Below are 12,464 nucleotides of genomic sequence, written 5' to 3' on the forward strand. Positions count from 1 at the left end.
GCCTTTATTTATGTTGGTCACTAGTTAGATTTAAGCGGCAGAGATTAATAGTTGCCGCTATTGATTGTTGGCCAGTCACTTAAAGCAATCATTATTAGCGCCACGACGGCTAGCAGTAAGGTCCATACAATCAAACCGTAAGCCCCAGCTGTCATTATCATCACTAAGGCGCTAACGCTTAATAATATTGAGGCTAAGTATTTGCACTTGGTCCGCACCTTGGATTTAAGTTTAATGCCAAAGCGTTTGGCTATGCCTTGCTGGCTCACCACTGAAAATAAGCCCATGGCAACCAGCATTAGACTAAAAATGATTAGGCTCATGATTGTGCTCCATTAAGCTTAGGATTAGCTGTTCGTTTGGCCTTAACGGCAAGATTAGCGCTGTTGCCTTTAGCAGTAACATTCACACTTTGGCGCTGCGCATAAGCATACCAAACGGCGCCAAACAGCATGCCAGCAATCAGTAACGCAAGTATATCCACCCGTACTAACGGCCATTGGCCAAGGGAAATATTGCTGATGAGGTGCTCAGATGTCAGGGCATTAATGACGGGCACTGCCAGCCAAGCAAGCGCTGCCAGTAGTAAACCGCTAAACCATGAACCAAGGCCGAGTAAACTTAAGAATAGCCAAGCGCCAAGGGCGATAAAAAAGCAATGCACTTCCCAATCGGCGCGCTGGGCTAAGTCTGGCAACAATAGGCGATTACTCAGTAAAAACACCGCAGTGGCCAGCGGTAAGCCGCTAATAAAGCCTAGATTTAAGCGCTGAACTAGGCTTAAGCCAACACTGTCAGCCGCGCTCATAGTGCGTTTTTGTAGGCGCTTTTTCACCCATAAAATATTGCCTGAGGCTATCATCAAGCAGCCTAATAACCCGGCAAATCCTAATAATAATCGTAAGCCATTGTCGGCAAAGCGACCTGTATGCAGCGCCAGTAAAGTGTCATAGGTTTCAACTATGATGGATGACGTACGTGGCGTTTGGCTAATCAGCTCACCGTTTATGCCGTTAAACACCCATTTAGGTTCTTTTTCAGTAATTTGCTGCTCGGTATTAGCTTCAATGACTACCTGACTGTTAACGCGCCCTGGGTGCTGCACACTAATGCGGCGCACAGGTAAATTGGCCCATAAATGCTGATTGTTATGAATTAGGCTAGCTATGTCGATGACGGGCTCAGCACTCAGTTCGAGACTTGCCTCAGTGCGCACAGAGGTTGGGTCCACCTGTGCCTGCATCTGCTGCCTATCGCCGTTAAATTCTAAGTCCAGCGGTAGCGGCATGTATAAAAACATTAACGCAATCAAGCCAGTAAAACTAATCACTAGATGATAAGGCAAACCAAACACTGAGCTAATCGTGTGGCTGTCTAACCAAGATCTATGGCCTTTGTTCAATTTTAATGCGAAGAAATCTTTAAAGAAGCGCTTATGAATAACAATGCCGCTTATCAGCGCAAACAGCATAAAGACAGTGGCAATACCTATGAGGTAGCGGCCAATATTGCCGGGCAAATAATGCAAATCAAAATGCAGGCGATAGAAGAAATTGCCGCCTTTACTATCGCGAGTTTCAGTAATCACTTGATTGTCATGGGTAATAAAATGACTGACGCTTTTACCGCGGGATTTGCCTTCAGGTTTAGGCTCGCTCCAACCCACGCTGATATAAGGTTGGCGTTGGCGCGGCAATTGAATACTCCAAGTGGCGGCATGGCTGGCATTGGTGCTTAAGTAGTACTGCGCTTGTTGCACTTGGGCGCTAACGCGGCTGCTAGCGTAATCTTGCAGCACGTTTTGGTGGATCTCAGGCTTACTCCACACATTAAAGTCATAGCGAAAATAACTTAAGGTGCCAGCAAAAAAGACCAGTAGTAATAGCCAAGATAACAGTAAGCCAAACCAGGTATGGATCCACAGCATGGAGCGATAAAGGGTTTCTTTCATAATGGCATGGCCTCAAATGGAGCCAAGTAGCGAACTGTGGCGAGAGATAACAAACTTAAGCCGGCAAGTAACCCTAGCACTTTAGGTAAAGAGCGCAGGCAAAGACTTAGTAAACTTAAAAGGATGAAGATAACAAAGGCTAACATGGTCACTAGATAGACTTTATCCAGTGGCGAGAGCGTTAATACCTGATGCAGCGCCGTGCAAATAGCGAGCGTGCAGCCATAGCTGCCAATGCTGGCTGCAAGCAGCCTGAGGCTAAACGATAATGTGGAAGACTGTAATCTAAACACCAACAAATCCAAACACCAACAGCAAAAGATGACTTATTGTAAACAAATAAAAGTCAATTGATAACTATTTTCATTATCACTTGCACTGCGAATGCTTAATCTGTGGCCATGAGCACAGATTTTTAACCCAGAACAATGGCCGCAAGCCTTGTTGGTTTGAGCTGACGCATGATAATTGGCTGGGATTTCTTAATCGATAATTCATCAACTTAACTAAGCTTGGCTATACTCTAGTTTATCCAATTATGGAGATGCTGGATGTTAGGGATAATGTCATTAAGGAGTCAATTATTACTAGGGATGGGGTTATTGCTACTTGTGCCTATCGGTTGGCTATGGCTGCAATTCCAGCATCAAGCGCAAACGGGTCATACTCAACATCAAGTCCTGATTGACTATCACGCCCAAGACGTGGGCGATGCCTTAGGTAAACAATTAATTGCATGGCAACAACAAGCCATACTGGCTACCACTGCTTTTGATGAACTTAAGTTTGCCGAAGATATCAGTGACAGCGATAAGTTAGGACAATTAGCTCAGATTTTCCCTGAATTTGATTTTATCGGCCTCTATGATACTGACCACCAATTGGTGACTCATAACCCCAAAGCGCAGTTACTTGATGACCCAAGCGTACATGCCTCTGTGCTACCTGCCTCTTTATCTCTGTCTGCGGCTAAGGTGAATCAAATCTACGCCGAGGTTTGGCTGCAAAACCCGCGCATCACTCACAGTGCTCCGAGCTTGTATGCCTTAGTGGTTAACGACAAGGCGTTGCAGCAATTAGCATTTATCACTAAAGCCAAAGTTGGGGGGCATTATTTATTGTGGCTGATTGATGCAGAACGCCTGTTATCTTTTCTACAAGTGCAGCAACAAGACAAAAAGGCCTTTGGCTGGCAATCGCTATTATTAAGCGATGATAAGGGGTTACTGCAATGGCGCATTGATTATGCGGCGCGTGAATCGAGCACGCCAAGCGAGGGCGGTAAGCTCAATTCAACCACAGTCGCCTTTTATCCAAGCTTACAGCCGCTGCATCCTTGGCATTTACAATTGGCGATGACGCCATTGCAAGCCTCCCCAGAATTATTACAGCAAGACTGGTTTTGGCGCTCATTGCAGCTGATCATCTTATTGCTCGTGTTAACGGCAGCATGGTTTATTTACATCACCCGTGGCCTTAATCGCTTATTGCAGTTATCGCACTATGTCATAGAGCAAAGCGGGTCAGCTAATGCGGCGCCGCAAAGCATGAGTTTAAAATTACCGCGCGCAGTAACAGCGGCTTGGCAGCCGTTGCTAGGGTTACTTAAACAATATCAAACCATGCAGCAAGATTATCTTAAGCTACAAGAGGCTAATCGTTATCTTCGCCACGACTTACAGCTTAAAGATGGCGCTATGGCGACATCGACCATTAGCCTAGCGATCCTTGATACCGCAGAATTTCATTTCCCTGTGGTTTATGCCAATCAAACCTATAGCCAAGGACATGACAATGCGGTGGGCCCTATCATTGGGCAAACGTGCCGTTATTTAGACAGTGAATTTACCCCAGCATCAACGGTAACCACGCTCACTCAAGCCATCACTAATAGTGAGTGCGCTGATGTGTTACTTAAAGATGCCACCACCCCTAATAATCCTTCTTGGCTACATGTGCACTTTGCGCCCATTAATACCAGCGAGCACCTTAAACGTTACTATGTGGCGGTAGGCACAGATATCACCCAACTCAAGGCTTATGAAAAGCGGGTGCGCGATTTAAATATGTCGCTGGAGCAAAAAGTGAATGTCCGCACGTTAGCCTTGCAGCAAGCCGAGCATCAACTGCGGGCCACCTTAGATACTATGAGTGATGCGCTGTTAGTGGTTGACCCTGATGGCACTATTAAAGAGCTGAATCGCACAGCGATAAATCTGTTTGGTTTTCGCGCAGAAGAGATCTTTGGCCAGAACTTAGCGTTAGTCATGGCGGACTGCGATCATATCCCGAATATCGATGCTTGGTTTACTAGCTTGTTAGTCGGCACCACTAAAAAAATGCGTTCGCAAGTGGAAACGCTCGCCATTAATAAGAGCGGCGCCCTGTTTGCGGTAGAAGTATCTGTGACCTGCGTGCGCAGTAAATACCAGCAAACTTACACTATGGTGCTTAGGGATATTAGCGACAGAAAAGCCGCCGAAGTACGTTTGCGTAACGCCAAAGATGAGGCGGAATTAGCCAACCGTACTAAGTCAGAGTTTTTGGCTAATATGAGTCATGAACTGCGCACCCCAATGAATGCTGTCATCGGCATGACAGAAATAGTTCTAGATACTGAGCTGACGCGGGAGCAAAGACGCCATCTCACGACAGTCTCTAAATCAGCGCATTCTTTGCTGGGCTTATTAAATGACATTTTAGATTTAACTAAATTAGAGCGCGGCTCAGTGGAGCTTGAGCGTTTAGCCTTTGATATACGTCGTACCTTAGGTTCTGTGATTAATCTCATGGAGCTACAAGCTCTGAAAAATGGCTTGAAAATTAGTTATCAAGTGGCCGCTAACGTGCCCAATTTAGTGGTTTCTGATCCCGCCAAACTGAGGCAAGTGCTGATTAATCTTATTGGTAACGCCATTAAATTTACCGAAAAAGGCGAAATTAAAGTAAGTGCTTACCTGACCGATAGTAGCCAAGGCGGACTAGTCAATTTTGTGGTGGCAGATACTGGTATTGGAATTGCTAACGATAGGCTAGAACATATTTTTAAACCTTTTGTGCAATCAGATGGCTCTATTTCTCGCCGTTATGGTGGCACCGGGCTTGGCACAACCATTTCCCGCGAATTGGTGGAAAAAATGGGCGGGCAAATGTGGGTTGAAAGTGAGCTTGGTGTTGGCTCGCGCTTTTATTTCACCATTTATGCTCCGGCGGCTAAAGATCAAACTAAGGTGCAGTTTCAAGAAGATAATCCGCTTACCTGCTATCGATTGCTTGAGCCGTTAAAAATCTTGTTGGCAGAGGATGTGGCGGTTAATGCCGAATTAATTCAGACCCGTTTAGGCCGAGAGCAGCATCAGATTGATTGGGCAAAAGATGGTCTTGAGGCAGTGGAATTATTTGAGTTAGCCGAAGGTCAGTACGATCTGGTGTTAATGGATATTCATATGCCCAATATGAATGGCTTTGAGGCCCATAAACGCATTAAGGAATATGCAGCTAAGCAAGGGCGCCCAGTGCCAGTAATCGCCTTAACGGCAAGCGGCATGCGGCGCGATGTTGACCAATGTCTTGATGAGGGCATGGATGGCTTTGTGATGAAGCCAGTTGATTTTGCACATCTTAATAGTGAAATGGCCAAATTAGTTCCTTTGCATTTTGAGCTATCCAGCGTTGATAGTGTGCTCACTCCAGCGCAAGAAGCACTAGAGCAACATGACAGATTTGCTAATGTCCGCCACTGTATTCAAGTCGATAAAGCCTTGCATAATTGGGGCGATGAGAGCCTATATTTAAAAATGTTGCGGGAATTTCCAAGCAATTGGCAAAGCTTGGTCACCGAAATTAATCAATGCTTAGAAAAGAATGAGTATCAGCGAGCTAAGGGCGCGACTCATAAACTTAAAGGGGTCGCAGGGGGGCTTGGTATGGCAAATTTGTATGATGCTACGCGACTTCTCGACGATGCCTTAAGTGACTCGGCGCCAGGGGCTAAATTATTAGGCTTATTAAGCGAGTTAGAAGATGCCTTATTTGCGGTCACGTCCGCCATTAACAAGTTACCGCTTGAGCCGCAAAAAAATCTAACGTTAGACTCGAATATTGAGCTGATAGAGATTGATGGATTATTAGAAAAGTTATTGATTTTTAGGGAAAAGCTAGGGCGAGGTATGCTTGATGATGCAGAGCTTGAATGTTTGAGCCAGCAGTTACTCGGCTATGGATTAACCGAGTTAGCGGGGTTGCTGGTGGAGTTAACCGAAGATTTTGATTTTACCGGCGCAATTGGGGTTATAGATCAAAGTGCAGAACAACTAAACCAGCAAATGGAGCAATCCCATGGATAGAAAAATACGGGTTCTTGCTGTCGATGACGAACTGGCAAATTTAAAATTACTGCGCAGTATTTTAGGCTCAGATTATTATGATGTGGCCTTCGCCTTAAATGGCGCAGATGCCATTAAATTATTAGAGTCAGATAGTTACGATGTAGTGTTATTGGATATCATGATGCCAGAAACCGACGGTTACAAGGTGTTAGAACGCTTGCGCCGCTGGGATCGGATTTGGCGCACGCGGGTTATCGTGTTATCAGCACTTGATGATGTGGAAGGCAAGCTCAAGGCATTTTCCTTAGGCGCGGTGGATTATGTCACTAAACCCTTTAATAAGAATGAGTTAATCTCAAGAATTAAAGTGCGGTTAATGCAACCGACCGCGCTTGAAATGATAAGTTTGTCTATTCGCATGTTAAGTCATGAACTTGCGCAAAATAAAGAAGCCATAGTCGCGCTTAATAGTGATGCCCAGAGCTGCTTGCCGATTTTAACTAAATCCGAAAAGCGCCTTAATCAATTACTCTTGTATTTCCATCTTAAAAAGACCGAAATTCGCTTAAATACCGTGCCAGTTAAGCGCTATTTGAGTGACTTGCTGACGTCGGTAAAAAACCAACATGCCATAGAGGCCAATATCGAAAGCACCTCTGGCTTAACGCTGGCGGCGGATAACAGTCTGTTAGATAAGATGTTTAGGGCGGTGCTTAACTTTATGTCCGGGCGCTCAAGCGACACAATTCAACTTTCGGTGCGTGATTTGGACACTCATGCTGATTTTATCTTTAGTCATAAAGGCCCTATGGTGTCCATGGATGCCATTGAAGCATGGAGCGACCCCTTGGCCGATACACATGATACCTCTGATGTGTTCGTGAGTTTTGCCATGGCGAATGTCTGCGTCATAGCCCATAAACATGGCGGTAAGATCAGTTGCCAATCGCAAGCTACTCATACCCAAATCCATATTGTGTTACCACTACGGGCAGGGTCACAATAATATGACTAACATCTTGGTTGTGGATGATATTAAAGAGAACTTATTGCTGTTTAAGGCGATTTTGGAGTCAGCGAATTACTGCGTGTATTTCGCGCAATCTGGCAAAGATGCAATTAGTCGCCTAGAGAACCTTAAATATCCCGCCATAGATATTATTTTGCTTGATGTGATGATGCCTGACATGACAGGGTTTGAGGTCTGTAAGCACCTTAAACACAATCCGCGCACCGCTAAAATTCCGGTTATTTTTGTCACTTCCTTAGTCGATGAACCCAATGAGACCTTAGGGTTTGAGGCGGGAGGCGTTGATTATATTACTAAACCTATAAGCGCCGCGCGCGTGCTCGCCCGGGTTAAAAACCATTTATCTTTAGTGCGGTTTGAAGAATTAGAATCAACCCGTTTATTGATTATTCAAAAGCTTGGCCGCACCGCCGAATATAAAAATAATGAAACCGGTTACCATGTCATTCGTATGAGTCATTACAGTCGCTTACTTGGGCTTGCCTATGGTTTATCTGACACAGATGCTGATATTTTGTTTCATGCCGCGGCTATGCACGATGTTGGTAAAATTGGTACGCCGGATCATATCTTGCTAAAACCTGGGGCGCTTGATGAAAGTGAATGGAATATCATGAAGCTGCATCCGATTATCGGCGCAGAAATTATCGGGGATCATGATATTCCCTTATTAAAAGCCGCGCGCGATATCGCCTTAACTCATCACGAAAAATGGGACGGTAGTGGTTATCCCTTTGGTTTAGCAGGCGAAGAAATCCCTTTATTTGGCCGCATAGTTGCCATTGCCGATGTATTTGATGCTCTAACTAGCTGCCGCTCCTACAAGGATTCTTGGTCACTAACCGACACTTGCCAAGCCATAGCCGATGGCGCAGGCCTGCAGTTTGACCCGACCTTAGTTGCCTTGTTTTTGCAGCCACAAATGCTTGAAAAAGTAAAACAAGTGCAAATCGACTGGCAAGAAAGCCATCCGAATGACAGAAGTTCTAGCTGCGCCTAATGGCTAGTCACAGTTAATGTTAAGGGGTAACTGCTTAGGGTAAGCCAAACCCAAACCCTTAAAAAATATGATGTTCTCCCATCCTTAAAGCAATAGTCGATATTTTTATCATGGGTCTAAAGTAAGTGATTGGTCTTTAGATTTATCAATGAGACTAATTACCTGAATTAAAATCACAAGTTAGCCCTTAGATAAACGCTCATCACAGTTCAGTCAGACCGTGAATTACCCCATGAATTTCAAGTCAACTTGTGAGTGACATTGCCAAAATGGCTCAGTAGCCATGATACACTCAAGCTATTCGCGCTAAGTGATTGGCAGTTAATGCCTTTTAGGTAACCAGAGTAGAGTCAAGATGAGCCAGCGTTTTTATAATGATCATGCCAGCACGCTGGCCGAGCAGTATCACTCCACCAGTTTTAGCGCTGTGCATCAAGCATGGGTCAATGTGCTTGAACATGTGCTTATCACTGCTGGCATTACTCCATCATGTTGTTGCTTGCTGGATTTAGGTGCTGGCGCTGGCCGCGATGCCAAGTATTTGGCCGAGCTGTCAACCCATGAGCATCCTGTGCAAGTCTATGCCATTGAACCTGCCCAAGCGTTGGCGGCTATCGGTAAGGCACATACCGCATCGCTACAATGCGAGCATCCCTTGCCTGTTATTTGGTTGAATGATGCCTTGCCAACGCTTGGGCTGACTCAGGCATTGGCTATCAAGTTTGATTTGATTTTACTTAGCGCCGTATGGATGCATATTGAGCCAAGTGATAGAAGTGATGCTCTGACAAATCTTGCCAGCCTTCTTAAGGCGCAAGGTAAACTCATTATTAGTTTGCGCCATGGCGATAGCCCTGATGAACGAGTCATGCATCCAGTGAGTCTTGATGAATTAACTCGTCTTGGTGAACCACTAGGTTTGCATTTGCTGCAATCTTCTGCGCTAGAGCAAGACCAATTAGGCCGCAACCAGGTGCAATGGCAAACAGTAGTGCTGACTATGCAGGGTGTTAAGGCGTAATGACACAAGTAAATGCCGCCAAACAGCTAGAGTTTATTGGCTACCTGCAACGCCTATTGGTGGAAGGGGACTTTGTTGCTACCTACAAGTTTGCCTTACTGCATGCCTTGGCAGATATTTGTATCGAACGGCCACACCTTGATGATAAGACGCTGGTAAATCGCATTAGCATAGATGAATTAGTTGAGAAATTTATCGAGCTTTACTGGCAGCAATCACTCCCTTATGGCAGCCAAGGCTCACAATCCGTAATCTTGCGGCAAAACTCGGGTAGTCAGTCTGCACTTATCAATGCCTTGGCTGAGTTTCGCCGCCAAGGGGTGAATAGCATTACACAGTTAAAAGGCCACCCCGATTGGCGCAAACTCATGAGTAAAACCCGCACAACCTTTAAAAATGGCCCGTTGTGGCGCTTACAATTATTGGCTGGCCAAGCTGAGTGTTTTTACTACCCGCACCATAGCGAGCAAGACCATATAGTGCTCAATCCCGGCATAGCTTATTGTTTCCGCCGTTTTCATGATTTAGTGGTGTCATTGACGCGTAGCCATTGGCTGCAAAAGGTATGTGATTATCCTGCCAATCATCAATTGATTGGCAGCCAAGGCAACTTGTCAGAGTTTTTATTTGGTAGCGATCGCAATGCTCTTCGTAAGGCTAGACCTGTGCTTGCAGATATTCAGTCTGGCTGCTGTTTTTACTGTCAAAAACCGCTAAACGAATCGGGTGAAGTTGATCACTTTATCCCGTGGGCGCGTTACCCAAGCGATCTTGGTCATAACTTTGTGTTAGCCCATAGCCGCTGCAACAATGCCAAGCGCGATCATTTGGCCGCAATAGTTCATCGCGACCGCTGGTTTAACCAGAATATTATCGAACATGGCCCAAATATCAATGTTGAACTCGGTCGTTATTTCACTTGTGATAGTTTGCGATCTCAAGCCGTTAGCAGTTGGGCCTATCAACTTGCCGAGCACAATAACGCCCCATTGTGGCGCGAAGGTAAAATATTCAGCGCTTTTGAATCAATAGCCATAGATCAAAGTGGCGCTGCGTAAAAATGATTATCTAGTTTCACTGCCGCGATATGTTAACTCTGCGACTTAATGTTTACTTATGCCATAGGTTTAATCGAGACTAGCATCAATCAGCATCAATCAGCATCAATCAGCATCAATCAGCATCAATGAATCAAGTACCCCTTGGCCGCTGTGTATGCCAGCTTCATTGACCTTGGCAGATTTACTGCGAATTAAATAGCCGGCAAAACTTGAATTTGGAACCTGGCTGGCAAGGCTTGAACTTGGCATAGTCGTCATTGGCTTAGCTGATTCTTGCGGAAAAGTACAATTTGCTAGCGCTGGCTTACCGTCAAACCACACATTAAAAATCCCCATTTCTGCGACTAAATCATGTACCACTTCAAGCTCGCCATGGCGCACCACTAAGGTTGGCGTAGTACTTGGGCGCGGATGAATGCGGCGCATCAATAACCATTCTGGATAGTCAGCAGGGGTTAACTGAGCGAGTTTACTTGCTATATCGGCGCGAAATAGGCAGTGACCACCGCCTTCACCTTGGTTTTTTAATACCCAAGCATCAAGTGGGGCCGAGCTTACCTCATTAATACTGTTGGCATTGATGGCTAACATGTCACCCAATATGGGTTTTATGAATGTGGCTTGCTCCAGAGTTAAGCCAAATTCACTGAAGCTTGAAGACGTTAAGTGAGATAACAGCATTTGCACTCGCTTGCTGGTGGCAAGTTGCTGACTGACGGTGGCATTAACGGCGACCTTATGCCTTTCTATCAATACTCGAATGGCCATAAAATCTGAGTAGTTAGCGGTCGTGTTTGGCTTAAGATAATCCTTAAACTGATAACCTGTGCGTAAATACACAGTATCAATACTGCCGACCTCATTGAGCATTAGTCGATGCGGCGCGCCGGTTGTGAGTTGCCCTTCAAGCTCACTAAACGTGCGGCGGATAGTGTGAATGCCTAATTGCTGCAATGCTTGCTCAAGTAAATACTGATCAAACACATTGTCTTCATCTTGCTGCACTAGCATCAAGAATCTTGCTGGTCCGTCATCATTAAAGGAGTGTTTTATCTTGAGGGTTGCGGCGGCTATGGCACTGGCTAAGCGCTCTATGGCTGGGTTTTCAATGAGTGCTGATTTTTTAATGTGTAAAGGCTGCGCTTGCTTTGGATGTTGTACTGGGGTTTGAGCTTGGTTTTGGTTTAGCTCGACATGGCCTTGGCTAAGCAAAAATTGGTGCAACTTATGGGCCATGGCCCCAAATGGCCCCATGCCAGCGGCTATGCTGTTGGCTTCAACCAGCCTTGGGCCAAACTCTTTATCATCTAGAAAATCGCTGCGGATCACAAGTAAAGGGACGCGCTCAGGCTTAGTGCTGGCTTGATAAAGACTGCGGTGCATCTTAAGTAAGGCAGCAAAAAAGGGATCATTGGCTGCCACTGGGCTGATGGCTTGATCTAAAAAGCTATCTTGGCGTGACACCGCATCCATCAACTGTGCGATTAGCTCACTAGCGGCTTGTAATTGTTGATAGTTTTTAAGACTAATAGCCGTTGGCGTTAGGCTAAAAGGCACGTGGCGGGCAGTGCTAGGCGATGCTTTAAATGCCATGGCATGAGCCAGCGCCCACTTAATGGCTTCATCTTTACTTGTGGCTGACATCTTCATTGTTAATCACCTAGGGTTATCTAAGAGTCGCATAATATTAAAAATCGCACGCTGTCGCCATGGTTAACATTATGCTATGCATGGCGGCAATCCTCTGATTTTAAAGAGAGCTTTCATTTAATGTAAGCCTTCTTATCAAACTCGTCATGCTTAATATCTGTGTTTAAGTACGCTGCGGTGTTAAGTTTTGGCTCACTAATCATTTCTAATATTATCGAATGATAGTAGTAAGTACGGTGGCTGACAATACTTTATTTCTGGAATAGCAGAATTATGGATGCACTATGATAAGGCGCGCATGTAGTGCTGTGGTGCCGTAATATTGCAGTGCTAAGGATGAAACCGTCCTAGTGCCAGCGCGATTAAGCATAGTCGCACTATTACTCTGGCAAAGCGCTACACACTTAATCCTTACCGTACACG

The 12,464-nt window shown here is 45.3% G+C and carries 9 protein-coding genes; 5 read left to right on the forward strand and 4 right to left on the reverse strand.

Annotated elements, in window-relative coordinates; translation table 11 throughout:
- Nucleotides 1-44: 44 nt before the first annotated feature.
- Genes AC1HDP_RS00600 through AC1HDP_RS00610 form a run of 3 tightly spaced genes read right to left on the reverse strand, consistent with a single transcriptional unit; the run spans nucleotide 45 to nucleotide 2,244 of the window.
- Nucleotides 45-323, reverse strand: coding sequence for a hypothetical protein (locus AC1HDP_RS00600; RefSeq protein ID WP_479637246.1), 279 nt, complete (start codon nucleotides 321-323; stop codon nucleotides 45-47).
- Nucleotides 320-1,951 (reverse strand): PepSY-associated TM helix domain-containing protein, encoded by a 1,632-nt coding sequence (locus tag AC1HDP_RS00605; RefSeq protein WP_479637247.1) that lies wholly within the window; start codon nucleotides 1,949-1,951, stop codon nucleotides 320-322. Before AC1HDP_RS00605 ends, AC1HDP_RS00600 begins: the two co-directional genes overlap by 4 nt.
- Nucleotides 1,948-2,244: a hypothetical protein gene (locus AC1HDP_RS00610; protein ID WP_479637248.1), complete on the reverse strand. Its 297-nt coding sequence runs from the start codon at nucleotides 2,242-2,244 to the stop codon at nucleotides 1,948-1,950. The genes AC1HDP_RS00605 and AC1HDP_RS00610 overlap by 4 nt, the downstream gene beginning before the upstream one ends.
- A gap of 270 nt (nucleotides 2,245-2,514) precedes the next feature.
- On the opposite strand from AC1HDP_RS00610, the gene AC1HDP_RS00615 reads away from it, so the two are divergent.
- From AC1HDP_RS00615 to AC1HDP_RS00635, 5 genes are all read left to right on the forward strand, one after another.
- Entirely contained in the window at nucleotides 2,515-6,297 is a 3,783-nt protein-coding gene (locus AC1HDP_RS00615) for an ATP-binding protein (RefSeq protein WP_479637249.1), read from the forward strand.
- Complete coding sequence (locus AC1HDP_RS00620) at nucleotides 6,290-7,285, forward strand: response regulator (protein ID WP_479637250.1); 996 nt, start codon at nucleotides 6,290-6,292, stop codon at nucleotides 7,283-7,285. The genes AC1HDP_RS00615 and AC1HDP_RS00620 overlap by 8 nt, the downstream gene beginning before the upstream one ends.
- Before the next feature lies 1 nt (nucleotide 7,286).
- Nucleotides 7,287-8,309, forward strand: coding sequence for a response regulator (locus AC1HDP_RS00625; protein ID WP_479637251.1), 1,023 nt, complete (start codon nucleotides 7,287-7,289; stop codon nucleotides 8,307-8,309).
- A 355-nt stretch (nucleotides 8,310-8,664) separates the two neighbouring features.
- A complete protein-coding gene (locus AC1HDP_RS00630; protein ID WP_479637252.1) occupies nucleotides 8,665-9,330 on the forward strand; it encodes a class I SAM-dependent methyltransferase in 666 nt (221 codons plus the stop codon).
- The gene (locus AC1HDP_RS00635; RefSeq protein WP_479637253.1) at nucleotides 9,330-10,388 is read left to right on the forward strand and encodes an HNH endonuclease; all 1,059 of its coding nucleotides are present in this window, start codon (nucleotides 9,330-9,332) and stop codon (nucleotides 10,386-10,388) included. Before AC1HDP_RS00630 ends, AC1HDP_RS00635 begins: the two co-directional genes overlap by 1 nt.
- A 105-nt stretch (nucleotides 10,389-10,493) precedes the next feature.
- Here AC1HDP_RS00635 and AC1HDP_RS00640 read toward each other — a convergent pair whose 3' ends face one another.
- A complete protein-coding gene (locus tag AC1HDP_RS00640) occupies nucleotides 10,494-12,041 on the reverse strand; it encodes a glutathione synthase (protein WP_479637254.1) in 1,548 nt (515 codons plus the stop codon).
- Nucleotides 12,042-12,464: the final 423 nt, after the last annotated feature.

Source organism: Shewanella sp. ISS20, assembly GCF_056522965.1.